The organism is Roseateles sp. T103, from assembly GCF_057219915.1.
The window spans coordinates 340,700-363,050 of the sequence record NZ_JBXVVS010000005.1 but is presented as its reverse complement, the minus strand read 5'-3'; the positions used below and the strand labels follow the sequence as shown (position 1 = coordinate 363,050).

General features: G+C 69.9%; 20 protein-coding genes. 10 read left to right on the top strand and 10 right to left on the bottom strand.

Going from position 1 to position 22,351, the window contains the following annotated elements:
* Positions 1-436: 436 nt before the first annotated feature.
* Positions 437-1,498, bottom strand: coding sequence for a hypothetical protein (locus tag AC2EBS_RS16050; protein ID WP_484729445.1), 1,062 nt, complete (start codon positions 1,496-1,498; stop codon positions 437-439).
* A 157-nt stretch (positions 1,499-1,655) separates the two neighbouring features.
* Here AC2EBS_RS16050 and AC2EBS_RS16045 point away from each other — a divergent pair, with 157 nt between their 5' ends.
* The 3 genes from AC2EBS_RS16045 (at position 1,656) to AC2EBS_RS16035 (ending at position 3,877) form a co-directional block, all read left to right on the top strand.
* Positions 1,656-2,102 carry a VOC family protein gene (locus AC2EBS_RS16045; protein WP_484729444.1) on the top strand — a complete coding sequence of 149 codons (447 nt, stop codon included), beginning with the start codon at positions 1,656-1,658 and terminating at the stop codon, positions 2,100-2,102.
* 44 nt (positions 2,103-2,146) lie between these two features.
* Positions 2,147-2,977: a pyrroline-5-carboxylate reductase gene (proC, locus tag AC2EBS_RS16040; protein WP_484729443.1), complete on the top strand. Its 831-nt coding sequence runs from the start codon at positions 2,147-2,149 to the stop codon at positions 2,975-2,977.
* A gap of 90 nt (positions 2,978-3,067) precedes the next feature.
* Positions 3,068-3,877: an acyl-CoA thioesterase gene (locus tag AC2EBS_RS16035; RefSeq protein ID WP_484729442.1), complete on the top strand. Its 810-nt coding sequence runs from the start codon at positions 3,068-3,070 to the stop codon at positions 3,875-3,877.
* Between the two features lie 3 nt (positions 3,878-3,880).
* Here the strand turns inward: AC2EBS_RS16035 and AC2EBS_RS16030 are convergent, their stop codons facing one another.
* Positions 3,881-4,933, bottom strand: a complete 1,053-nt coding sequence (locus AC2EBS_RS16030) for an AraC family transcriptional regulator (RefSeq protein ID WP_484729441.1) — start codon at positions 4,931-4,933, stop codon at positions 3,881-3,883.
* 121 nt (positions 4,934-5,054) lie between these two features.
* On the opposite strand from AC2EBS_RS16030, the gene AC2EBS_RS16025 reads away from it, so the two are divergent.
* The 5 genes from AC2EBS_RS16025 to AC2EBS_RS16005 are packed head-to-tail and all read left to right on the top strand — an operon-like array spanning position 5,055 to position 9,195.
* Entirely contained in the window at positions 5,055-6,239 is a 1,185-nt protein-coding gene (locus tag AC2EBS_RS16025; RefSeq protein WP_484729440.1) for a lipid-transfer protein, read from the top strand.
* A gap of 17 nt (positions 6,240-6,256) precedes the next feature.
* Positions 6,257-6,697: a MaoC family dehydratase N-terminal domain-containing protein gene (locus tag AC2EBS_RS16020; protein ID WP_484729439.1), complete on the top strand. Its 441-nt coding sequence runs from the start codon at positions 6,257-6,259 to the stop codon at positions 6,695-6,697.
* 19 nt (positions 6,698-6,716) lie between these two features.
* Positions 6,717-7,148, top strand: a complete 432-nt coding sequence (locus tag AC2EBS_RS16015) for a MaoC family dehydratase (protein WP_484729438.1) — start codon at positions 6,717-6,719, stop codon at positions 7,146-7,148.
* 35 nt (positions 7,149-7,183) lie between these two features.
* Positions 7,184-8,014, top strand: coding sequence for an SDR family NAD(P)-dependent oxidoreductase (locus AC2EBS_RS16010; RefSeq protein ID WP_484729437.1), 831 nt, complete (start codon positions 7,184-7,186; stop codon positions 8,012-8,014).
* Between the two features lie 2 nt (positions 8,015-8,016).
* Complete coding sequence (locus tag AC2EBS_RS16005; RefSeq protein ID WP_484729436.1) at positions 8,017-9,195, top strand: acyl-CoA dehydrogenase family protein; 1,179 nt, start codon at positions 8,017-8,019, stop codon at positions 9,193-9,195.
* 121 nt (positions 9,196-9,316) lie between these two features.
* Here the strand turns inward: AC2EBS_RS16005 and AC2EBS_RS16000 are convergent, their stop codons facing one another.
* The 5 genes from AC2EBS_RS16000 to AC2EBS_RS15980 all read right to left on the bottom strand — a co-directional run bounded on the left by AC2EBS_RS16000 (position 9,317) and on the right by AC2EBS_RS15980 (position 15,984).
* Positions 9,317-10,357, bottom strand: a complete 1,041-nt coding sequence (locus AC2EBS_RS16000; protein ID WP_484729435.1) for a S66 peptidase family protein — start codon at positions 10,355-10,357, stop codon at positions 9,317-9,319.
* Between the two features lie 41 nt (positions 10,358-10,398).
* On the bottom strand, positions 10,399-11,022 hold the full coding sequence (locus AC2EBS_RS15995) for a M15 family metallopeptidase (RefSeq protein ID WP_484729434.1): 624 nt from the start codon (positions 11,020-11,022) through the stop codon (positions 10,399-10,401).
* The gene (locus AC2EBS_RS15990; RefSeq protein ID WP_484729433.1) at positions 11,019-11,921 is read right to left on the bottom strand and encodes a LysR family transcriptional regulator; all 903 of its coding nucleotides are present in this window, start codon (positions 11,919-11,921) and stop codon (positions 11,019-11,021) included. The genes AC2EBS_RS15995 and AC2EBS_RS15990 overlap by 4 nt, the downstream gene beginning before the upstream one ends.
* Positions 11,922-12,061: 140 nt before the next feature.
* Entirely contained in the window at positions 12,062-12,949 is an 888-nt protein-coding gene (locus AC2EBS_RS15985) for an N-acetylmuramic acid 6-phosphate etherase (RefSeq protein WP_484729432.1), read from the bottom strand.
* 260 nt (positions 12,950-13,209) lie between these two features.
* The gene (locus AC2EBS_RS15980) at positions 13,210-15,984 is read right to left on the bottom strand and encodes a TonB-dependent receptor domain-containing protein (RefSeq protein WP_484729431.1); all 2,775 of its coding nucleotides are present in this window, start codon (positions 15,982-15,984) and stop codon (positions 13,210-13,212) included.
* 385 nt (positions 15,985-16,369) lie between these two features.
* Here AC2EBS_RS15980 and dacB point away from each other — a divergent pair, with 385 nt between their 5' ends.
* Positions 16,370-17,824 (top strand): D-alanyl-D-alanine carboxypeptidase/D-alanyl-D-alanine endopeptidase, encoded by a 1,455-nt coding sequence (gene dacB, locus AC2EBS_RS15975; protein ID WP_484729430.1) that lies wholly within the window; start codon positions 16,370-16,372, stop codon positions 17,822-17,824.
* Between the two features lie 21 nt (positions 17,825-17,845).
* Here dacB and AC2EBS_RS15970 read toward each other — a convergent pair whose 3' ends face one another.
* From AC2EBS_RS15970 to AC2EBS_RS15960, 3 genes are read right to left on the bottom strand one after another with little or no spacing between them, the layout of a single operon-like run.
* A complete protein-coding gene (locus tag AC2EBS_RS15970) occupies positions 17,846-18,745 on the bottom strand; it encodes a S66 peptidase family protein (RefSeq protein ID WP_484729429.1) in 900 nt (299 codons plus the stop codon).
* Entirely contained in the window at positions 18,742-19,959 is a 1,218-nt protein-coding gene (locus AC2EBS_RS15965; RefSeq protein WP_484729428.1) for a serine hydrolase, read from the bottom strand. Before AC2EBS_RS15965 ends, AC2EBS_RS15970 begins: the two co-directional genes overlap by 4 nt.
* Positions 19,956-21,203 (bottom strand): D-amino acid dehydrogenase, encoded by a 1,248-nt coding sequence (locus tag AC2EBS_RS15960; RefSeq protein WP_484729427.1) that lies wholly within the window; start codon positions 21,201-21,203, stop codon positions 19,956-19,958. The genes AC2EBS_RS15965 and AC2EBS_RS15960 overlap by 4 nt, the downstream gene beginning before the upstream one ends.
* Positions 21,204-21,369: 166 nt before the next feature.
* Here AC2EBS_RS15960 and AC2EBS_RS15955 point away from each other — a divergent pair, with 166 nt between their 5' ends.
* Positions 21,370-22,332: a M14 family metallopeptidase gene (locus AC2EBS_RS15955; RefSeq protein ID WP_484729426.1), complete on the top strand. Its 963-nt coding sequence runs from the start codon at positions 21,370-21,372 to the stop codon at positions 22,330-22,332.
* Positions 22,333-22,351 lie beyond the last annotated feature (19 nt).

Below are 22,351 nucleotides of genomic sequence, written 5' to 3'. Positions count from 1 at the left end.
GTGGCGTCTTCCTTTGCGTGACCGGCGCCTCGGCGGGCGCGGCACACAGCCTTGCGGCCGCCGTGGGCGCAGCCGTGCTGGCGGGCAATGCCGTGGCCCTGCACGCCGGCTCTGCGGCCGCGCTGGCCCAGGCCGAGCCGCTGCTGCGCGCGCTGCGCCAGGCCGGTCTGCCCGAAGGGCTGGCGCAGCTGGTGGGCGGCCCGCGCGAAGACTGGCTGGCGGCGCCGGGCATCGCCGGCGTCTGCCTGGGCCAGCCTTGCGCCGCCGCGTCGCTGCTGGCGCTGCAGGCACGCCTGGCGGCACGCGACGGCGCTATCCTGCCCCTGATCGCTGCGGACGAGGCCGTGCTGCCGCAGCAGCTCTACCGCTTCGCCGCCGAGCAGACGCTGACCATCAACACTGCCGCCGCCGGCGGCAACGCGGCGCTGCTGGCAGGTCAGGCATAGCCCCGGGCGCGGCCCAAGGGCTGGCGGCGGCGCCAGATCAGGCCGGCCAGCACGGCCAGCCCGGCCGCCAGCGTGGCCGCTTGCGAGGGCTCGGGCACCGCGGCGGCGTAGGCCTTCGAGTAGTCGAAACCGCTCTGGCTGCTGATCGTCACGCCGCTGACCGGGTTGCCCCACTCGTCGGTGACGGTGGAGCCGCCCCAGGCCAGCGTGTGGCCGAAGTCCAGCTCGCCCACCTTGCCGCCGAATTTGCCGTTGGTGCAGGCGCCGCCGACCGGATTGGCGCAGGGCGCGAAATTCACGCTGGCGCCCATATGCAGCTGCAGCGAGTAGGTGACGTCGCGCGAGCCGCCGTTGGCGACGTAGAAGACGAAGGGCAGCGCCAGCTGCGTGCCCGAGTTCCAGTTGCCGCTGTTGTAGTTGGCATCGGTGTAGCTGCAGCTGCTGCTGCCGCGGGTGCAGGACATGGACCATTGCGTCCAGTTCTGGTTGAAGTTCATGCCGGTGCCGTAGCCGAGCAGATCGATCGTCGTGCCGCTGTTGGACACGAAGCCGTCGAGCAGCATCGCGCCACTGACGCGCAGCAGCGTGCCTGCCGGCAAGCTGGCGACAGAGAAGCTCAGCCGGTCCTCCCAGTAGGCCTTGGCCACCAGGCTGGCCTCGCCGGCGGCATACCCGTCCGCCTGCTGGCGGGCCTGCACCTCCAGCAGGCCGCTCAGGCCCAGCGCGCCATTGGTGGACCAGGCGCTGGCATTGACGTTGCCGAAGCCTCCGTCGGCCACCTGCAGGCCGGAATAGCCGTGCTGCTCGGCCATGCCGCCCACAGCCACAGGGGCCAAGGCGTCGGAGGTCTTTTGGTCCTGGTAGCTGCTGCTGACCCAGGGGATCGGCTGCGTCATCGACTTGCTGCCGGCAGCGCGGGCCATCATGCTGACGCTGGCGGAGTTGGACAGTGCGGCGGCGGGCATGGGCAGCGCGGCCAGTGTGACCGCCAGGCCGGCAAGCAGCAGTGGCGCGGTGGATGCGGCGCGACGGCAGTGGAAGAAGTCGTTCATGGCGGAGGCTCCCGGTCTGCATGCCGGCAGCGGCGCCGGCAAGCCCAGACTAGGCGGCGCTGCGTTAGGCCGTCGTTAGGTCTGCGTGAGGCCGCGTCGTCCCCGCACAATCAAGGATCCGGCCGCGACGGCCATCGTTTTCAGTGAGCGCCGCACCATGCCCGACGTCACCGGCATCGACCACATCTACATCACGGTCAGCGACATGGTCGCGGCCGAGCGCTTCTACGACCGCGTGCTGCTCGAGACGCTGGGTTTCCGCAAGAACCGTTTCACCCTCGGCGGCGATGCGCATGTGCAGTACTACAACCGCCTGTTCGGCTATGTGTTGCGGCCGGCACGCGTGGCGACGAGGCACGAGCCCTACGCACCGGGCCTGCACCATTTCTGCCTGCGCGTGGACAGCATCGCCGACGTGCAGGCCGCCGCCGCGCAGCTGCAGCAGCGTGGCATCGCCGCCAGTGACGCGGCCCACTACCCCGACTACGCGCCCGACTACTGGGCCACTTTCTTCACCGATCCCGACGGCGTGCGCCTGGAGATCACCAACTGCCGCGCCGAACGCCGCGAGCGCCACGAGCGCTGGGACGAGCTGCCAGGCTGAACAGGCCGGCGCCCTTCCTTCCAGTTCATACACTCCTGCCCATCATGAGCACCACACCCACTCTCGCCTTTATCGGCGGCGGCAATATGGCCAGCGCCATCATCGGCGGCCTGCTGCGCGCCGGCCGTCCTGCCGCATCGATCATCGTCGTCGAGCCCTTCGAGGCGCAGCGCGCCAAGCTGGCGGCAGACTTTCCCGGCCTGCGCCTGCTGGCCGCGGCGGATGCCTCACTGGGCGAGGCTGCGCTGCTGGTCTGGGCCGTCAAGCCGCAGCTCTTCGCCGAGGCCGCCGCGCCCTGCGCCGGCGCGGTGAGCGGCGCGCTGCAGCTGTCGGTGATGGCCGGCATCCGCAGCGAGGCGATCGTCGCCGCCACCGGCAGCGAGCGGGTGGTGCGCGCGATGCCCAACACGCCGGCGCTGATCGGCCAGGGCATCGCCGGCCTGTATGCGCGCGCGGCGGTCACCGCCGATGACAAGGCGCTGGTCGAGCAGGTGCTGGCACCGACCGGCCAGACGCTGTGGGTGGACGCCGAGGCCGATCTCGATGCGGTCACCGCGCTGTCGGGCTCGGGCCCGGCCTATTTCTTCTACATGGTCGAGGCGATGATGGCCGCCGCGCAGCAGCTGGGCCTGAGCGCCGAGCAAGGCCGGCGCCTGGCGCTGGCCACCTGCGGCGGCGCCGCGGCGCTGGGCCTGCAGTCCAGCGAATCGCCGACCGTGCTGCGCGAGCGCGTCACCTCCAAGGGCGGCACCACCTACGCGGCGATCAGCAGCATGCAGGCCGATGGCGTGGGCGAGGCGATCCAGCGCGCCGTGCTGGCCGCGGCACGCCGCGCCAAGGAGCTGGGCGACGAGTTCGGCGCGGGCAAAACCTGACCCTCGCGGCCAGCGTCGTCGCCAGCCTGAGCGCGAACGGGCCGCGGCCGGCACAATAGAGGCACCTTTGCAGCCCTCATCATCCCGCGCATGTCCCATGTCTTCGACGCTGCCGTTGCGCTGAGCGCGCTCGGCGAGGATCGCTTCAGCGGCGCCCCGCATCCGGCCTACGCCAATATGGTCGGCCCCTATGGCGGCATCACCGCGGCGACGCTGCTCAACGCGGTGCTGTCGCACCCGCAGCGCCAGGGCGATCCGATCTCGCTGACGGTGAACTACGCGGGCCCGATCGCCGAGGGCGGCTTCGAGATCGAGGCGCGGCCGGCGCGTACCAACCGCTCCACCCAGCACTGGAACGTCACGCTGACGCAGAAGGGCGTCGTCGCCGCCACCGCCACTGCGGTGCTGGCCACGCGGCGCGAGACCTGGTCGGCCGGCGAGGCCCAGCCGCCCGCCGACATGCCCGCGGCCGAGACGCTGCAGCCTTCGCCCTTCCTCGGCCATCCGGCCTGGACCCAGCATTACGACATGCGCTTTGCGCCCGGCGAGGCACCCGGCCCCTTCGACGCGCAGCAGCAGAGCAGCTCGGTGAACCGCCTGTGGGTGCGCGACGATCCGCCGCGTCCGCTGGACTTCCTGTCGCTGGCCGCGGCCAGCGACTGCTTCTTCCCGCGCATCTTCCTGCGCCGCCGCGCGGTGGCGCCGATCGGCACCGTCACGCTGACGGTGTTCTTCCATGCCGATGCCGACCTGCTCGCCGCGCAGGGCGAGCGCCACATGCTGGGCACGGCGCGCGCGCTGAACTTCCGCAACGGCTACTTCGACCAGAGCGCCGAGCTGTGGAGCACCAGCGGCGAGCTGCTCGCCTGCTCGCACCAGCTGGTCTATTACCGCGAGTGAGCCTCAGGCGCCGCCGCCACCGCTGCGCAGGCGGCGGTAGCTGCCCGGCGGATGGCCGGTCCAGCTCTTGAACGCGCGCTGGAAGGCCGCCGCATCGGCAAAGCCCAGCTCGGCCGCCAGCGTAGCCAGCGGCGTCTCGCTGGTGTGCAGGCGGTAGATCGCCACCTCGCGGCGCAGCTGGTTCTTCAGCGCCTGGAAGCTGGTGCCTTCGGCGGCCAGGCGGCGCTGCATCGTGCTGGGCGACATGTGCAGCGCCTCGGCGCAACGCTCCAGATCGGGCCACTGCGGCTGCGTGCGCTGCAGATGCGTGCGCAGGCGACCGCTGATGCCGGCATCGCGGCTGGGCAGGATCACCTGCACCGGACCGTCGGCGACGAAGGCGCGCAGCGCGCTCTCGTCTCGACACACCGGCAGCTGCATGCGTTCGGCCTGGAACCACATCGCGCTGCGCTCGGCGTCGAAGCGCCAAGGCGCCGGAAAGATCGGCCCGTAGCCCTCGGCATAGGCCGGGCGCGGGTAGGCGAAGTCGAAGCGCACTGCAGGCAGCTGCCCGCCCACCAGCCAGGCGAACAGCCGCCAGTACACGCGCAGCAGCAGCTCGTGCAGGTTCGGGTTGGCAGCGGCCTCCGGCTTGTGGAACTGCAGCGCGACGCCGGCCAGGTCTTTGCCCTCGTTGACGCGCACCAGGCTGAGGTCGTCGTGCAGCAGGCGGAACACATGGGCGATATGGCGGATGGCCACCTCCAGCGTCGGCGCCGACAGGGCGGAGCGCGCCTGCAGCGCGAAGGAGCCGCGCTTGGACGGGCGCGACAGCATGCCCAGCACCTCGTCGTCATGGCGCTCGATCAGCACGCGCAGCAGCTGGGCCAGCTGGCGCGCGGCGATGCGCGCGCCGGGGCGGTGGATCGCCTCTTCGGGGATGCCCGCCTCGCGCAGCATCGCGCTGCCGTCTATGCCGCGCGCACGCAGGCCGGAGAGCAGGTTGTGCGCGAACTCGATGCCCACGGTCAGCGCGGGCGCTGGCGCGGCAGAGGTCGGTACGGTGTCGGGGCTCACGGCGCCGCACTGTAGCGCGACGCGAAATGACATCCGGCCGCGGCCTTTTGCCATCGCCGTGGCGCGGCCTTGTGCCTAGCATGCCGGCGCTGCATCTCCCTTCTGAGCAGGAGTCCCCACCATGAGTCGCAATGTGCTCGTCGCCGGCGTCGGCATGATCCCCTTCACCAAGCCGGGCGCCAGCGCGCCCTATCCGCAGATGGCCGCCGAGGCCACGCGCCTGGCGCTGGCCGATGCCGGCATTTCCTATGAGCAGGTGCAGCAGGCCTATGTGGGCTATGTGTACGGCGACAGCACCGCCGGCCAGTGCGCGCTCTACGAGGTGGGCATGAGCGGCATCCCGGTGGTCAACGTCAACAACAACTGCTCCACCGGCTCCACCGCGCTGTTCCTGGCGCGCCAGGCGGTGGCCAGCGGCGCGGCAGACTGCGTGCTGGCGCTGGGCTTCGAGCAGATGAGCCCCGGTGCCTTGGGCTCGGTGTTCAAGGACCGCCCCAGTCCCTTCGACCGCTTCGACCAGATCACCGACGAGCTGGTCGGCCATGCCGAGATCCCGCTGGCGTTGCGCTACTTCGGCGGCGCCGGCCTGGCGCATATGCAGCAGTACGGCACGCAGCTGAGCACCTTCGCGAAGATTCGCGCCAAGGCCAGCCGCCATGCGGCGAACAACCCGCTGGCGCTGTTCAAGACCGTGGTCAGCGAAGAGGACGTGATGAACGCGCCGGTGATGTGGCCCGGCGTGATGACGCGCCTGATGGCCTGCCCGCCGACCTGCGGCGCGGCGGCGGCGCTGATCTGCTCGGAAGACTTCGCCGCCCGCCACGGCATGAAGCCCGGCGTGCGCATCAAGGCGCAGGCGATGACCACCGATCGCGCGGTCACCTTCGAGGCGCGCGATATGCGCGAGGTGGTCGGCTTCACGATGGCCAAGGAAGCGGCCGAGCAGGTCTATGCGGCGGCCGGCATCGGCCCCGAGGACCTGGATGTGGTGGAGCTGCACGACTGCTTCGCGCACAACGAGCTGATCACCTACGAGGCGCTGGGCCTGTGCCCGATCGGCGGCGCGGAGAAGTTCGTCGTCGACGGCGACAACACTTACGGCGGCCGTGTCGTCACAAATCCTTCCGGCGGCCTGCTCAGCAAGGGCCACCCGCTGGGCGCCACCGGCCTGGCGCAGTGCACCGAGCTGGTCCAGCAGCTGCGCGGCACCGCGGCCAAGCGACAGGTCGAGGGCGCGCGCCTGGCGCTGCAGCACAACCTGGGCCTGGGCGGCGCCTGCGTGGTGACACTGTACGAGAAGGTCTGAGCGAGGAGCATTGAGCCATGATCGACAAGAAGTGGATCGGCTACGAGCTGAGCGCCTCGGTGCTGCCCATCGAGCGCAGCCGGTTGCAGTTCTTCGCCAAGGCCATCGGCGAGACCGACCCGGTCTACACCGATGTGCAGGCCGCCCAGGCGGCGGGTTATGCGGACCTGCCGGCGCCGCCGACTTTTCTGTTCGCGGCCGAACTGGATTCGGGCGTGGTCTTCAAGCTGCTCGACCAGCTGGAGATCCCGATCGCCAAGCTGCTGCATGGCGAGCAGGGCTTCGTCTACCACCGGCCGGCCTGCGTGGGCGACACCATCACCGTGCGCTCGACCATCGACGACATCTACGACAAGAAGAACGGTGCGCTGGAATTCGTCGTCAAGACCTCGCGCGCCAGCAACCAGCGTGGCGAGCTGGTCGCCGAGCTGCGCGCGGTACTGGTCTGCCGCCACTGAACGAGGAGCGCTGCACCCCATGAGCAAGACTCAGACTCCCAGCTTCGACAGCGTCCAGGTCGGCGACGAGCTGCCGGCGCTGCAGCTGCCGCCGGTGGACCGCACGATGCTGGCGCTGTTTGCCGGCGCCTCGGGCGACCACAACCCCATCCACCTCGACATCGACGTGGCCCGCCGCGCCGGCATGCCCGACGTCTTCGCGCAGGGCATGTTGGGCATGGCCTGGCTGGGCCGGCTGCTGACCGGCTGGGCGCCGCAGGCGCAGCTGCGCCGCTTCGACGCGCGCTTCCAGGGCATCACACACCTGGGCAACGCGATGCTCTGCAGCGGCCGCATCGTCGAGAAGCTCGCAGACCATGGTGGCGAGCGCTGCGTGCGCATCGAGCTTTCCAGCGTCAACCAGTACGGCCAAGCAAAAATAGCCGGCGAGGCGCTCGTCGCGCTGCCCTAAGAACGAATCCACAACAGCTTTCAGGAGAACACCCCATGACCCGCAAACTCGAAGGCAAGGTCGCCATCGTCACCGGCTCGGGCCGCGGCATCGGCCGCGCCATCGCGCTTAAGCTCGCCAGCGAAGGCGCGCGCCTGGTCATCAACGACCTCGACGCCGCGCCCGCCGCCGAGGTGGTGGCCGAGATCACCGCCGCCGGCGGCCAGGCCGTGGCCTGTGCCGGCAGCGTCACCGCGCCGGACTTCGCCGAGCGCATCGTCGGCACCGCGGTCGGCAGCTTCCAGGGCCTGGACATCATCGTCAACAACGCCGGCTACACCTGGGACAGCGTGATCCAGAAGATGAGCGACGAGCAGTGGTACGCGATGATCGACTGCCACCTGACCGCGCCCTTCCGCATCCTGCGCGCCGCGCAGCCGGTGATCAGCAAGATGGCCAAGGCCGAGAAGGAAGCCGGCCAGCGCGTGGTGCGCAAGGTGGTGAACATCTCCTCGGTTGCCGGCGTGTTCGGCAATGCGGGCCAGAGCAACTACTCGTCGGCCAAGGCCGGCATCATGGGCCTGACGCAGACATTGGCCAAGGAATGGGGCCGCATGAACGTGACGGTCAACTGCGTGGCCTTCGGCCTGATCAAGACGCGCCTGACCGAAACCGCCGCCGGCGAGGGCAGCGCAAACATCGACGGCCGCGACATCAAGCTGGGCGTCAACCCCGACCTGCTGGCGATGATGGAAAAGACCATCCCGCTGGGCCGTGGCGGCACGCCCGAGGAAGCGGCCGGCGCGGTCTACCTGCTGTGCACGCCCGAGTCCGACTACATCAGCGGCCAGACCCTGCTGTGCACCGGCGGCCTGACGGGGATCTGAGCATGAGCGTTAGCAGCAGTATCGACAACATCCTGCCCCGCCTGCATCGCCATCCCTGGATGGACGAGCAGATCGAGGCTTTCCGCGATCAGTTGCGCCGCTATGTGACGGCCGAGCTGGCGCCGCAGCTGGACGGCTGGCGCCGCCAGGGCTATATCCCGCGCGAGGCCTGGCGGCCTTTCGGCGAGCTGGGCTTCATGCTGCCCGAGCTCGACGAAGAATGGGGCGGCGCCGGCGCCAATCTGGCCTACCAGCTGGTGGTGCAGGACGAGCTGGCCCGCGCCGAGGTGCCGGCCAACACGGCCGTGCACACCATCGCCGCGCACTACATCCTCGACTACGGCACCGACGAGCAGAAGCGCCGCTGGCTGCCTAAGCTGGCCAGCGGCGAGATGCTGGCCGGCATCGCGATGACCGAGCCGGGCTGCGGCTCGGACCTGAAGTCCATGCGCACCCGCGCACGCCGCGAAGGCGACGAGTACGTCATCGACGGCGCCAAGACCTTCATCACCAACGGCTTCACCGCCAATCTGCTGGTCGTCGCGCTGCGCACCGGCGAGGCCGGCAGCCGCGGCGTCTCGCTGATCGTGCTGGAGACCGAGAACCTGCCCGGCTTCGCGGTGGGCCGCCGGCTGGAGAAGCTGGGCCAGCATGCCTCGGACACGGCCGAGCTGTCCTTCCAGGGCGTGCGCGTGCCGGCGAGCCATCTGCTCGGCGGCCAGGAGGGCCAGGGCTTCAAGCAGCTGATGAGCCAGCTGCCCTACGAGCGCATGCTGCTGGCCGTGCCCGCGGCCGCGACGATCGAGCGCGCGGTCGAGCTGACAGTCGAGTACACCACGCAGCGCCAGGCCTTCGGCCAGTCGGTGGCGAGCTTCCAGAACACCCGCTTCAAGCTGGCCGAGTGCGCGACGCTGGCGCATGTGGTGCGCAGCTTCGTCAACGACTGCGTGCAGCGCCTGCTCGACGGCACGCTGGACGACGAGGCCGCCTATATGGCCAAGTGGTGGACCACCGAGCAGCAGTGCAAGGTGATGGACGAGTGCCTGCAGCTCTTCGGCGGCTACGGCTATATGGCCGAGTACCCGATCGCGCGCCTGTATGCCGACTCGCGCGTGCAGAAGATCTACGGCGGCACCAACGAGATCATGAAGGATCTGATCGCGCGCAAGCTGCTGGGTTGAGTCAGCTGTCGGCGAGTCCTGCGCGGACTTGCCGACGCCAGCTCAGGACAACGCGCGCACGCCGTGGCGCACCTCACCAGGTGGTGCAGATTCATGCATGGCGGCGTGCAGGCACGGACGCTCAGCGCACCGAGGGCTCCAGCAGCTGCAGCGTGCCGGCGTCGGCGTCGATCTCGGCCAGTGTGCCCACCGGGATGGTGAACTTGCGGCGGATGTGGCCGATCATCGCGCCGCGATAGACGGGCACGCCCAGCGGCAGGAAGTAGTCGTCGAACACCTCGTCGAGCGTCAGCGAGCCGAAGCCGTCGCCGGGTTCGCACTTGGTGAACTGCCCCAGCACCACGCCGGCGAGCTGGCTCAGTGCGCCAGTCAGCCGCAGCGTGCTGAGCATGCGGTCCACGCGGTAGATGTACTCGTTGATGTCTTCCAGAAACAGGATCGCACCGCGGCAGTCGGGAAAGTAGGGCGTGCCGGCCAGCGAGGCCAGCACCGCCAGATTGCCGCCCACCAGGCGCCCCCGCGCGCGGCCGCCACGCAGCGTGCTGGTGCGGTCCTGGGTCTGCACCAGCTTGTCGCCCTGCTCGCCTTGCGGATTGCGCAGCAGCGGGGCCTGGGCCTCCATCACCACGGCCTTGAAGTGCGCGACGCTGAAGCTGTTCCACTCCGAGACCGCCACCGGCGCGTGGAAGGTCACCAGCCCGGTCTGCTGGTGGATGGCGTTGATCAGGCTGGTCAGGTCCGAGAAGCCGCCCAGGAACTTGGGGGTGCGGCGGATCTGCGCGTAGTCCAGCCTGTCGACGATGTGGTTGCAGCCCGAGCCCCCGGTGAGCGCCAGGATGCCGGCCACGCCGTCGTCGGCGAACATCGCATTGAGGTCCTCGGCACGCTGCGCCGGCGTGCCGGCGAACTGGCCGCGGCGTGCGCGCAGCCCCGGGCTCTCCTTGACCTTGAAGCCCAGCGCCTGCAGGGCCTCGGTGGCATAGGTGATAGGCGCGCGCTCGTGCACCGCATGCGCTGGCGCCACCAACCCCACCGTGTCGCCCGCTTGCAGGCGGCGCGGCAGCAGCACGGACGGTCTGCCGGGCGCGGAGGACGTGGCGGTGTGCACGCCGCCCGTCAGGGCGCCGATGCCGATGGCTCGCGCCAGCTGTCTGCGGTTCATGTCGGTCATCGATGGATCCTTGCGGAGGTGGGTGTGGTGGATCACAGCACCCGCGGCAGCTCGCGCCGGACCGCGACGCGGTCGCCGAAGTCGAAGTGCCACCATTCGGTGTTGATGCCATGGAAGCCCGCGTGGCGCATGGCCGCGCGCAGCCAGCCGCGGTGCACCAGATGCGCGGGCTCCAGCAGGCCCTGTGCCAGCAGCTCGGCCTCGAACTCCGGGTGCGAGCGCTCGTGCATCTCGTCGAAGCCCGCGCCCATGTCCAGCTCGCGGCCCTGCTCGTCCAGCAGGGTCACGTCGACGGCCATGCCGAAGGAATGGATGCTGCCGCGCTCGGGGTGCGCCAGATAGCGCACCAGCGGCGTGCCGTCGAGCTCGGCATAGAGCGCCTCCTGCACGCGCTGGGGCCGCAGTGCGTCCAGCACGCGCAGGCGCCAGCCCGGCCGGTGCGCCTGCAGCCAGATCTGCGCCTGCACCAGCGCCGCCGCCGCTTCACGGCGGAGGTAGGCGCAGTCCAGGCCGCCATAGACATCGCGGCTGACGAAGTTGTCCGGGCTCGCGTAGCGCAGGTCCACGTCGATGCCGGGCAGGCTCCAGAGCGAGACGAAGTCGGGATGGGCGGCGATGTCCTCGCAGAGCACGCCCGCTGGCGATTCAGTACTCATGGGGCCAGTTTGTCCAGGCTGGCGCGGGTGGCTTCGCCGAGCTGGCGCACCAGCCGGCGGCCGGCCTGCGGCAGCGGTGCGTTGGCCGCGGTCAGCAGCACCAGGTTGACGGGCACCGCCGGCTGCACCGGACGCACGCGCACGCGCGTCAGATCGGCCGAGGTGGCGGTGAAGGGATCGACGATGCTCAAGCCCAGGCCGGCCTCGACCAGCGAGCGGGCCAGCTGGTAGGTCTGCACGGTGAGCCGTATGGTCGGATGCATGTCCAGCGCCTCGAAGGCGTTCATCACCTGGTTGCCCAGCGGATCGTCCTCGGCCATGGCGATGAGCTCGGTCTGGATGTCGGCCAGCGGCAGCGGCCCGTCCTCTAGTGCCTCGGGGCTGCCCAGCGGGCACAGCGCCATCATGTCGCCGCTGGCCAGCACCTCGGCGCGGATATTGGGGTGGCGCGGGTCCTGCAGCGAGAGCGCCAGGTCGGCTTCGCCGAGCAGCAGGCTGCTGACGATCTCGCGCGTGTGGTGGGTGGAGAGCTGGCAACGGCCCTTGGGAAAGGCCTTGGACCACAGCGTCATCGCCGCCGGCAGCACCGAGGCGCCCAGCGTCGGCGTGGCCATCACGCGCAGCTGCTCGGTCTCGCCGGCGCGCAGGCTGGCTGCGAGGCGGCGGATCGCCACCAGGTCGCGGTTGAGCTTGTCGATCTCGACGAACAGCCGCTGCGCCTCGGGTGTGGGATAGAGCTTGCCGCGCACGCGGTCGAACAGCGGCATGCCCAGCTGCAGCTCGGCATGCTGCAGCACCTTGGTGACCGCCGGTTGCGAGATATGCAGGATGTGCGCGGCGCCGCTGATCGAGCCGGCCTGCATGATGGCGTGGAAGACCTCGATATGCCTGAGCCTCATTCGCGCCAGACCCCTTCGAAATCCAGCCGGGTGCATGTCATCGCGTCGGACCTTTCACGATATTGAAGCCGGCACTGTAGGCGATGGCCAAGTCGCCGTGGCAGCTCAGCTGCGCTGCGGCAAGGCCCGGGGCGAGGTCCTCATCCGCCCTGCAGCGCGGCGCGCAGATCGTCCTGGCAGGCGGCCAGTCGCGCACGGGCGCTGGCCGCATCCAGCCCGAGGCGCAGCATCAGGATGGCGAGCTTCACCTGGCCCTCGGCGGCCTCGAGCGCGGCTTGGGCGGCGCTTTCCGGGGCGCCCGAGGCGCGCACGGCCAGCGCGAGCGCGCGGCGGCGCAGCTTGGCATTGGTGGCCTTCACATCGACCATCAGATTGCCGTAGACCTTGTGCAGCCGCACCATCAGCGCGCTGCTGATCGCGTTGAGGGCGATCTTCTGCGCGGTGCCGGCCTTGAGCCGGGTGCTGCCCGAGATCAGCTCGGGCCCGCTGTCCAGCAGCACGCCGAACTCGGCCTGCTCCAGCACGGGCGTGCCGGGGTTGTTGGCCAGGCCCACCGTCATCGCGCCCTGCGCGCGGGCGGCCCGGATGGCGCCCAGCACATAGGGCGTGGCACCGCTGGCGGCCAGCGCCAGCACCACGTCCTGCGCCTGCGGTGCCAGGGCCAGCAGGTCCTGCTCGCCCTGCAGGGCGTCGTCCTCGGCGCCCTCGACTGCCTGGAACAGTGCCGGCGCGCCGCCGGCGAGCGCGGCGCGCGCGCGCTCGGGCGGCCAGCTGAAGGTGGGGAAGAGCTCCACGCTGTCCAGCAGGCCCAGCCGCCCGGAGGTGCCGGCACCGACATAGAGCAGCCGGCCGCCGGCCTGCAAGCGCGGCAGCGCCGCGTCGACCACCTGGGCGAGTTGCGGGGCTGCGGCTTGCACCGCACGCAGCGCATCGGCCTGATCATCGACCAGGGCCTGTACCAGGGCGGCGCTGTCGTAGGTGTCCAGCTGTGCGTGGCGTGCGCTGGGTGTCTCGGTCGGCAGATTCATGGACCAGCAGGCTCGGCGAGGGTGGAGCGTGCACTCTAGGCAGCGCCTCGCCGAGCGGCCAATGAATGCTTGGGCATGACGGATAACTTCATGGAATTCTGTGCCCGGCAAGTTCGGCCTTCAATGGGGCCGGTGGTGCGCCCGGGTTGTCTGACTTTCGAGGCTCCGGCGCACCCCGCCGCTGGAATCACCGGGTTGCGCCGAAATGGGCGAAGCCCCACCAGCTGACGCGGGTGGGGCTTCGCACGCAGTACTTGGCTTCAGAAGAACTTGTGGTTCACCGAGACAGTGATGGCACGGCCACGCGGGTCGCCCACGCGTGCATCCCAGCCGGCGCCGGCGACATCGTCCGGGTGATGAGCAGAGAACGAAGGCTCGCGGTTGAAGATGTTCTTCATGCCCACGGTGAAGGTGGTGTCCTCGAAGCCTGTGTAGCTGACCGAGATGTTGTGGCGCAGGTAGGCCTTGACCTTGGGCTCGAAGGTGGCGGGCATGGTGCGGCCAGAGGTGTCATCCAGGTAGCCTGAGGAGTAGGTCTGGGACAGCGTGCCGCTCCAGGGGCCACGGCTGTAGCTCAGGCTGGCCGAATGCTTCCAGCGCATGTACAGATCGCGGGAGCTGAACTTGCCGACCTGTTCGACATAGGGCTGGCTTTCCAGCACGCGGGTCTTGTAGCTGTCCATGTAAGTGCCGCCGATCTTGGCGGTCCAGCGGCCGTCGGCCAGCGAGCCGCGCAGCGTCACCGCCAGGTCCACGCCCTGGGCGATGTCGCCAGCGGCATTGGTCAGGCCGGACCGGATCGCTGCCAGCGTCCCGTCCGGATTGCGCAGGAAGCTGTTCGGGAACTGCGACGGGTTGTTCATGATGATGGTGTCGGTCAGAGCCAGGATGCGGCCCAGCCGCTCGACCTTCCAGAAGTCGGCGCTTGCGCTGATCCAGTCGGTCGGCTCGAAGACCGTGCCAAGGGTCCACATCTTGGCCGTCTCCGGCTTCAGATTGGGGTTGCCGCCGGCGATGACCTCGTAGCGCTTGGCCGTGCAGTACAGCGGGTTGCCCGGGTTCTGGGGGCACAGCACAGGGTCGACCCGGTCGGTGCTGGTTTGCGACAGCAAGATCGGGCTGTTCAGCTGGTTGAAGCTGGGCGCGCGGAAGCCCTCGTTGTAGGAACCGCGGAACATCAGGGACTTGAGCGGCTGGTAGCGCAGCGCCAGCTTGGGGTTGGTGGTGCCGCCGAAGTCGCTGTACTTGTCATGGCGCAGCGCCAGCGTGGCTTCCAGGCTCTTGAAGATCGGCACGGCCACCTCGGCAAACACGGCCTTGATGTCGCGCTGGCCGGGCTTGATCGAGCCGTCGGCCGGCACGTTGAAGATGCTGTTGGAGAGGTTGCCGTCGCCGTTGAAAACATAGGTCTCGCGGCGCAGATCAAAGCCCACCGCCGCGCCCACCGGGCCGGTCGGCAGCTGCAAGACTTCACCGCTGAGCGTGCCGTCGATCTGGGTCAGCTTGGACTTGCCGCCATACAGCGTGACGCCGTCTGCGCTGGCGCCGCTCAGCAAGGCCATGGCTTCGGCGGTCTGCGACTGGCCTGGCAGAAGCCAGGGGTTGACCTTGCCGCTGCGCAGTGCGGCGGCCATCTTGTCGGTGTAGAAGTAGCCGCCGCCCAGCTTGGATGAGGCCTCGCTCTCGGCACGCGACAGTCCCAGCTTGTAGTCCCAGCCCCTCAGGCTGCCCTCCAGGCCCACCAGCAGACGACTGGCATCGGACACGGTCTCGATGATGCGGTTGCCGCAGTCGACGCAGCGCCAGGAGTAAGCGATGCCCTTGGTCTTGTCGAAGCCCGGCACCAGGCCGGTCAGGTCCTGATAGTAGGGGCCACCGACCGGGTAGTAGGCGCCTTGGCCACCGTTGGAGTTGCGCCAGATCGAGGTCGAGTTGTTGATCTGCATCGGCTCGAATTCCTTGCGCGACGTGGTGCGCGAGCCAACGAATTCGGCGATCAGGTTGGTGTCGGCGTCGATCGCGAACATCGCGCGCGACACCAGGTTCTGGCGCTGGACCGGCTGGATCAGCACGGCGGCGCCGTTGTAGTCATAGGTGCAACCGTGAGTGCGGCTGACGATGCTGGTCCAGAGGTCGGCGCGGTATTGCTCCATGCCTGGCACGCTGTTGCACTTGCCCTGCAGGCTCAGCAGGTTCGCGGTGTTCTTGTTGTTGGGGCCGCTGCCGGCCAGCGTGAAGTTCTGCAGCGCGCTGCCAACGCCGACCACTTGGGAGGCGAAGGGCGTGCCTATGGTCTCAGGGGCGATGCCGCGCGAGGGCTGGTAGCCGTTGACGAAGTCACGCTGACCCGGCATCAGCTTGGCCTGGTCGTCGAAGGCCAGATTGACCAGCACATTGAAGCGGTCGCGTGTCAGATCGCCCGCGCCGCCCAGCAGTGACACCGTGGTGATGGCGCCACCGCCCTCGGTGGGCTGGTCGGTGAACAGGTTCACCTCTGCGCCGCTGTAGTTCTTGCGCAGGATGAAGTTGATGACGCCGCCGATGGCATCGGTGCCGTAGATGGCCGAGGCGCCGTCGGTCAGAATTTCGACCCGCTCCACCGCCGCCATCGGGATGGAGTTCAGGTCCACCGCGCCGCCCTTGAGGCCGTGCACCGTGACGCGGCGGCCGTTCAGTAGCACCAGCGTCGAACCGGCGCCCAGTCCGCGCAGATTGGCGCTTGCCACGCCGTTGTTGCCACGCTCGGCGGTCGACATGATGCCGACCTGCGAGGCCATGTTGTCCAGACCCGTGCCGCTGATCGCCAGCGACTCCATCAGCTGCTCGGCGCTGGAGATGCCTGCCCGCCGGATCTCCTCCTTGGTGATCGACTGCACCGGCAGTGCACCCTCTGAGGCGATTCGCTTGATGCTGGAGCCGGTGATCTCTACGCGATCAACCCGCTGGACGGGTGTGTTCTGGGCCCAGGCCATGCCCAGCGCCTGGGCACCGATGCCGACCAGCGCAAGACTGCGTGCGAGTTGATTCAGTTTCACGGTGCTTCTCCTAAGACTTGCTTCGGCGCCGCTGCGGCGGCGCCCTCGAACCATGGGTGGGACGTCATGCCAATGACAAGGCTCTGCCGCATGATCAAGCACAGACAGGGACGGCAGCCAGAGGGAGCTCCCCCATTTGTTGCGCTCGCCACGATGAATGCTTGTCACCTGCGTATAACCTGGGGGCATACAGGGCATGGCCTGCTACCGCGTGGCACAGGCATGGCCGTGCGTAGAAATGCCCGCCATCGGCGCTGGCCGTCGTACAGGCTCATTCCCGGTGTTTCTAGCCGATGTGCAAGAAGTCATGCCTGCAGACGGCGGCGGACATACAGTTGCTCGCCACGGGCCTTGCGTTGACGCAAGGACGAGAACGAAACCGAGCATGAGAGCGATCACCAAGTCTTTGAGTCTGCTGGGCGCGGCCCTGCTGCTGTCCGGTTGCGCCGGCCTTGCGCCGGTAGGCCCGGGCCTTCCCGGCGAGCTGCGCGAGGCGCTGCAAGGCGCCGGTCTTCCGGAAAGCGCACTGGCCGTGGTGGCGGTGCCGCTGCAAGGGGGCGATGCCGCACGCGACGGTCTGCAGGTGCAGGCCGATCGTTCCATGCAGCCGGGCTCGATCATGAAGCTGGTGACCAGCGTGGTGGCGCTGGACCGGCTGGGACCGAACAGCCGTGGCCAGACCGAGCTGCTGGCCGACACGCCGATACGCGGCGAGGTGCTGGACGGGCCGTTGTATCTGCGCGGCGGCGCCGATGACCAGCTGGACTGGGGTGCGCTGTGGCAGATGCTGCGTCAGCTGCGCGAGCAGGGCCTGCGCGAGATCCGCGGCGGCCTGGTGGTCGATCGCAGCCTGTTCACGCCCGGACGGCTGGACATCGGCGTGCCACCCTTCGACGAGGCGCCCGAGTTTCCCTACAACGTGATCCCCGATGCGCTGCATCTGAACGGCCAGCTGCTGGGCCTGCGCCTGCAATCGGATGGGCAGCAGCTGCAGGCGCGGCTGAGCCCGGCCTGGCCCGGCATGCGCGTGGATGTGAGCGGCATGGCGCTTGCGGATCAGGCCTGCAAGGACTGGGCGTCCGGCTGGCTGCTGCCCGGCGTGGCCTGGCAGGACGGTGAGGCGGTGGTGCAGCTGCGCGGCAGCTTTCCGCGCCACTGCACGGCCGAGCCCCAGCTCAATCTGATCGAGCGGCAATGGATCGCCACCCAGGCCCTGCGCCAGATCTGGCGCGAGCTGGGCGGCAGCGTGCTGGGCGAGGATCGCGAGGGCGTCACGCCTGCCGGCGCCGTGCGACTGGCGCTGCATCAGGGCCGGCCGCTGGCCGAGCTGATGTACGGCATGAACAAGCGCTCGGACAACCCGCTCACCCGCCTGGTCTATCTGCGTCTTGGCGCGGCCGCTGCCGCGCCGGGCGAGGACAGCCGCGCTGCGGCCGATCGCCAGGTGCGCGCCTGGTTTGCCGAACAGGGCATCGACGCCGATGGCCTGGTGATGGACAACGGCTCCGGCCTTTCTCGCAGCGAGCGCATCAGCGCGCGTCAGATGGTGGCGCTGCTGCTGGCTTCGCAGCGCGGTCGCCATGGGCCCGAACTGCTGGTCACGCTGCCGGTGGCCGGCGTGGACGGCACGCTGAGCCGGCGCCTGCGCGATGGCCCGGCCGCTGGCCGCGCCCGGCTCAAGACCGGCACGCTGCGCAATGTCACCGCGCTGGCCGGCTTCGTGCCGGATGCGGCCGGCCGCACCTGGGTGGTGGCGGCCATGCTCAACGACGAGCGCGCCGGGCCGCGCGGCCGTGCGGTGCTGGACCGTCTGATCGAGTGGCTGGCGCGCCAGCGCTGAGTGCGGTGGCGCTCCTGTGCGCTACCAGGACAGGCGTCGCGCCTGAACGTCCAGCTCGACGCTCAGACCCAGCGGCAGCGGATGGTTGGGTTGGCCATGTCCGGCCGGCCAGCCCGCCAGCACCGGCTTGCCCAGCGGGTGCAGATAGTCGGCCAGCACGGCGTCGGTGCCGATGCTGTCGTCCGAGTCGCTGAAGCTGCCCAGCACGAAGCCTGCCGCCGCGTCGAGCTGGCCGCTGAGCCGCAGCTGGGCCAGGAAGCGGTCCACGCGATAGGGTGTCTCGGACACGTCCTCGAAGAACAGCAGTGCGCCCTGTACCTTGGGCAGCGCGTCCAGACCGATGCTGGAGGCCCAGACGGCGAGATTGCCGCCCAGCAGCGGCCCGCGCGCGCGGCCCGCGCGGTCCAGCGCATGGGGGCCGGGCGCCGTCTCCGCATGGCCCGGTGGCACGCCGCGTCTCAAGGCGGCCAGCAGCCGCTGCAGATCGGCCTCGCCGCCAGGCTGCAGCCAGTCCGAGGCTGGCATCGGCGCATGCCAGGAAGGGATGCCCTGTTGTGCCCACAGCGCATGCAAGGTGGTGATGTCGCTGTAGCCGATCAGGGGCTTGGGATGGCGGCGCAGCAGCGCACGGTCCAGCCCGTCGAGCAGGCGCAGGCAGCCGTAGCCGCCGCGCAGGCACAGCAGCGCGTCCACCTCGGGGTCGGCCAGCGCGGCATGAAGATCGGCCAGGCGCTGGGCGTCGCTGGCGGCCAGATGGCCCAGGTGGGCCGGGCCGGCGCAGCCGGGAAACAGCTTGGCGCGGTAGCCGGTGGACTCGATCAGCGGGGCGACCTGCTCCAGCACGCCGGGCTTGGGTGGGCCGGCCGGCGCGACCACGCCGAGGCAGGCGCCCGCAGGCAGCGGCTGCAGCGAGGGCTTCATGCGGGCGATTCCAGATGCTCGGCCAGCAGCGCATCGACCGCAGCACCCAGCTGCGCCAGCTGCCGCGGTCCGGCCGCCAGCGGATGGAAGGCATAGCGGCTGCCGAGGTTGCTGAGCAGCGCGATCAGGTAGTGGCGTCGCGCCGGTGCGATGCCGCGCACGATGCCCGCGTCGGACGAGTAGTTCTCGGTGTTGCCGATCTTGTGGGCGAAGTGCACGCTGCCTTCAGCCAGCCGGGGGCGGAAGTCGCCGGGGAAGTCGTACTCGCCGGCACGCCAGCTGCCGTCGGGCTGCACCCACAGCGCCTGCAGCCGGTTGGGCAGACCCGGCGCAGCACCCGGCAGCCCGGCGAGCACGCCGGCGCTGAGCACGATGTCCAGGCCCTGCTCGCCCAGGCCGCGCAGGATCTCGGCGCGGTGGGCGGGGTCCAGCTGTGGCGCGTCGGCACTCAGCCAGGGCGGCCGCGGTGCGGCGGGGTCCAGCCACCACAGCAGGCGTACCGTGTCCCAGGCGGTCATCTGGATCTGCCCGACGCCGGCACCGGCCGCATTGCCCCAGCCGCCGTCGGCCTGCGTGCCCGCCAGGCGCAGCGTGGGCAGCTGCAGTTCGGCGAAGAGTTCGTGCAGCGCATGGCGCTGCGGCCCCAGCAGACCCTGGGCGTGCAGCCAGGCCACCAGCGCCGAGGTGGAGATGTTGCAGCTGACGGCCAGCATGTCGAACTGCCAGTCGCGCAGCGTCCGCTTGCGCCCGTCGAAGGTCCAGGGCCGTGCATAGCCGTCGGGGCCGCAGTGGCGCGCCACGCCGACGGCGATCATCAGCTTGAGCAGCGAGGCCGGATAGGGCGCGACGAAGCGCGGGGCGCCCGGTGTGCCGCCCAGGGTCTTGAACTGCCGCGCCGACCAATCGGCCTGCGGCGCCCAGAGTACCGAGTTCAGCGCCTCGTCGCGTTGGTCGGCCAGGTAGTGCAGCCCCTGCTGCGGCCCGAAGCGTTCCGGCAGTGGCGCGATCAGGCCCTGCGGGTGCTCGCGGGACCACAGCACATTGGCGGCCACGGGTTCGCCGCCGGGCACGAAGGCGACCACGGCGAGGTCCAGGCTGGGCGGATGGCGCAGCGCGCGCCCGCCGTCCTGCGGGTCGGCAATGCGGTCCAGCCGCAAGGCGGCCAGCGTGTCGCGCAGGGCCAGGGCCAGACGGGCGGAGCTCAGCGGGTTCATGAGTGCTGCAGTGTCAGGCCATCCAGCGGAATGGGACTGTCCTGCCCTGAGACCAGTGCGGCGAGGATGCGGGCGCTGCCGAAGGAGAAGGTGAAGCCCAGCGCGCCATGGCCCACATTGAGCCACAGACCCTGCACAGGGCTGGCGCCGATGATGGGCGCGCCGCTGGGCGTGGCCGGACGCAGACCGGCCCAGGGCTGGGCCTGCGCGTAGTCGGCGGCATTCGGGAACAGGCTGCGCACCGATCGGTGCAGCGCAGCGATGCGCCGCGGATCGACGCGCTCGTCTTCGCCGACCAGATCCACCATGGCCGCCACGCGCAGCTGCTGCCCGATGCGCGCATACAGCGTCTTCTTCTCGAAATCGGTCACGCTGACCTCGGGCGCCCGGTGCGACGCTCCGATCGGAGCGGTCAGGCTGTAGCCCTTGAGCGGATAGATGGGCAGATACAGGCCCAGCGCGGCGGCGAGGTCGCGGCTTTGCAGCCCGGCGGCCAGCAGCACGGCCTGCGCTGGCAGCAGGCCCTGGCGAGCACGCACGCCGCTGACACGGCCCTGCTGCAGCTCCAGGCCCAGCACCTCGTCGTGCACGAAGCCCTCGAAGCGCGGATGGGCGCGCATTCTCTCGGCCAGCTGCAGGCACAGGCGGTGGCAGTCGGCAACCGCCTCGCCCTCGGTGAAGATGCCGCCCGCCAGTTGCTCGGCGCCATCGGCCAGGGCCGGCTCCAGGGCCAGGCAGCCGGCGCGATCCAGCGCCTGCTCAGGGTCGCCGGGCCCGATGCGCTGGCGCACGCGCTCGAACTCCTGCGCCTTGCGATAGACGACCAGCTTGCCGGGGCTGCGCAGCTGCACCTCGTCCAGCGCGGCCTGCAGGGCCATGGTTTCGAAGCATTGCTTGCTGAATGCGCCCAGCCGCAGCAGCCAGGCGGTGGTGCGCTGGTTCACCGGAGCGCGGCAGTTGCCCAGGAAGCTGGTCAGCCAGCGCCACTGGCGGGGGTCGGCCTCGGGTTTGAAGCGCAGCGGGCCGTCGGCGTCGAGCAGCCAGTGCAGGGCCTTCAGCGGCACGCCGGCATCGGCCAGCGGCGAGACATAGCGGTAGCTCAGCTGCCCGCCATTGGCCCGGCTGGCGCCCTCGGCGAGCTCGGGTCGCCGCTCAATCAGGGTGACATGGTGCCCGGCCTCGAGCAGCGCCCAAGCGCTGGTCAGCCCCACCACGCCACCACCCACGACCACGATGTGCGTCATCTGTCCCAGGGAAGGTCAAGCTTGAATGGGCAGCAGGCTACGCGAAGGCCTGCAGCGCTGCCAATGAATGCGGTGGCGCAGCCCATAACTCCAGCGCATGCGCTGTGCTGCAAATCGAAGCGCGGACGGCCGCAGCACAGGGCAGTCGCTGGCACACTGCCGACCCATGCAGAGCTTTCAGTCCATCCGATTTGACAGCCCGGAGCCGGGCCCCCGCTTCCTCGTCACCGGCGCGGTACATGGCAACGAGGTGTGCGGCACCAAGGCGATCCGTCGCCTGGTCGCCGAGTTCGAAAGCGGCGCGCGCACGCTGCGCCGCGGCCGCCTGACCCTGGTGCCGGTCACCAATCCCAAGGCCTACGCGCTGGGCCAGCGCATGGGCGACCGCAACCTCAACCGGCGCCTGCGACCGACCACGCAGCCCACGCAGTTCGAGGACCATGTCGCCAACTGGCTGTGCCCGCTGCTGGCCGAGCACGAGGTGCTGCTGGACCTGCACAGCTTCCAGGCGGCAGGCCGGCCCTTCGTGATGGTGGGCCCGGGGAACAACAGCGGCCCCTTGCAGCCTTTTGCCCATGCCGAGCGCGAGCTGGCGCTGGCCAAGGTGCTGGGCGTGCAGCGCGGCGTGGACGGCTGGTTGCAGACCTATGCCGATGGCGTGGCCAAGCGGCGTGCGTGGGCGGCCACGCTGCCGCTCGAGGCGCTGGTCGGCGTGGACCTGGACGAGGCCTATGGCGTCGGCACCACCGAGGCGATGCGACAGATGGGCGGCATCGCGCTGACGCTGGAGTGCGGCCAGCACGAGGACCCGCAGGCGCCCGAGGTGGCCTATCGCGCGATCCTCAACGCGCTGATCCATCTGGGCATGGTCGACGGCGATGCGCCGCCGGTGCAGTCGATGGAGGGGCTGAGCCTGTGCAGCGTGCACGACAAGGCCGACGACGGCGATCAGTTCGCCAAGGCCTGGGTCAGCTTCGACCGCGTTCGCGCCGGCGAGCTCATCGGTCACCGCGCCGGCGGCGAGGCGATCCTGGCGCCCATGGACGGCGCCATCGTCTTCCCCAACGCGAAGGCCCGTGCCGGCCAGGAATGGTTCTACCTGGCCAGCGATACCGCGCGATTCCGCTGAGGACCGGTGCTGGCGCGCT

What these genes read in the sequence shown, in the direction of transcription:
- AC2EBS_RS16050 (WP_484729445.1), bottom strand. Translation starts at nt 1,498, where the DNA reads ATGAACGACTTCTTCCACTGCCGTCGCGCCGCATCCACCGCGCCACTG.
- AC2EBS_RS16045 (WP_484729444.1), top strand. Translation starts at nt 1,656, where the DNA reads ATGCCCGACGTCACCGGCATCGACCACATCTACATCACGGTCAGCGAC.
- proC (WP_484729443.1), top strand. Translation starts at nt 2,147, where the DNA reads ATGAGCACCACACCCACTCTCGCCTTTATCGGCGGCGGCAATATGGCC.
- AC2EBS_RS16035 (WP_484729442.1), top strand. Translation starts at nt 3,068, where the DNA reads ATGTCCCATGTCTTCGACGCTGCCGTTGCGCTGAGCGCGCTCGGCGAG.
- AC2EBS_RS16025 (WP_484729440.1), top strand. Translation starts at nt 5,055, where the DNA reads ATGAGTCGCAATGTGCTCGTCGCCGGCGTCGGCATGATCCCCTTCACC.
- AC2EBS_RS16020 (WP_484729439.1), top strand. Translation starts at nt 6,257, where the DNA reads ATGATCGACAAGAAGTGGATCGGCTACGAGCTGAGCGCCTCGGTGCTG.
- AC2EBS_RS16015 (WP_484729438.1), top strand. Translation starts at nt 6,717, where the DNA reads ATGAGCAAGACTCAGACTCCCAGCTTCGACAGCGTCCAGGTCGGCGAC.
- AC2EBS_RS16010 (WP_484729437.1), top strand. Translation starts at nt 7,184, where the DNA reads ATGACCCGCAAACTCGAAGGCAAGGTCGCCATCGTCACCGGCTCGGGC.
- AC2EBS_RS16005 (WP_484729436.1), top strand. Translation starts at nt 8,017, where the DNA reads ATGAGCGTTAGCAGCAGTATCGACAACATCCTGCCCCGCCTGCATCGC.
- AC2EBS_RS16000 (WP_484729435.1), bottom strand. Translation starts at nt 10,357, where the DNA reads ATGAACCGCAGACAGCTGGCGCGAGCCATCGGCATCGGCGCCCTGACG.
- AC2EBS_RS15995 (WP_484729434.1), bottom strand. Translation starts at nt 11,022, where the DNA reads ATGAGTACTGAATCGCCAGCGGGCGTGCTCTGCGAGGACATCGCCGCC.
- AC2EBS_RS15990 (WP_484729433.1), bottom strand. Translation starts at nt 11,921, where the DNA reads ATGAGGCTCAGGCATATCGAGGTCTTCCACGCCATCATGCAGGCCGGC.
- AC2EBS_RS15985 (WP_484729432.1), bottom strand. Translation starts at nt 12,949, where the DNA reads ATGAATCTGCCGACCGAGACACCCAGCGCACGCCACGCACAGCTGGAC.
- dacB (WP_484729430.1), top strand. Translation starts at nt 16,370, where the DNA reads ATGAGAGCGATCACCAAGTCTTTGAGTCTGCTGGGCGCGGCCCTGCTG.
- AC2EBS_RS15970 (WP_484729429.1), bottom strand. Translation starts at nt 18,745, where the DNA reads ATGAAGCCCTCGCTGCAGCCGCTGCCTGCGGGCGCCTGCCTCGGCGTG.
- AC2EBS_RS15965 (WP_484729428.1), bottom strand. Translation starts at nt 19,959, where the DNA reads ATGAACCCGCTGAGCTCCGCCCGTCTGGCCCTGGCCCTGCGCGACACG.
- AC2EBS_RS15960 (WP_484729427.1), bottom strand. Translation starts at nt 21,203, where the DNA reads ATGACGCACATCGTGGTCGTGGGTGGTGGCGTGGTGGGGCTGACCAGC.
- AC2EBS_RS15955 (WP_484729426.1), top strand. Translation starts at nt 21,370, where the DNA reads ATGCAGAGCTTTCAGTCCATCCGATTTGACAGCCCGGAGCCGGGCCCC.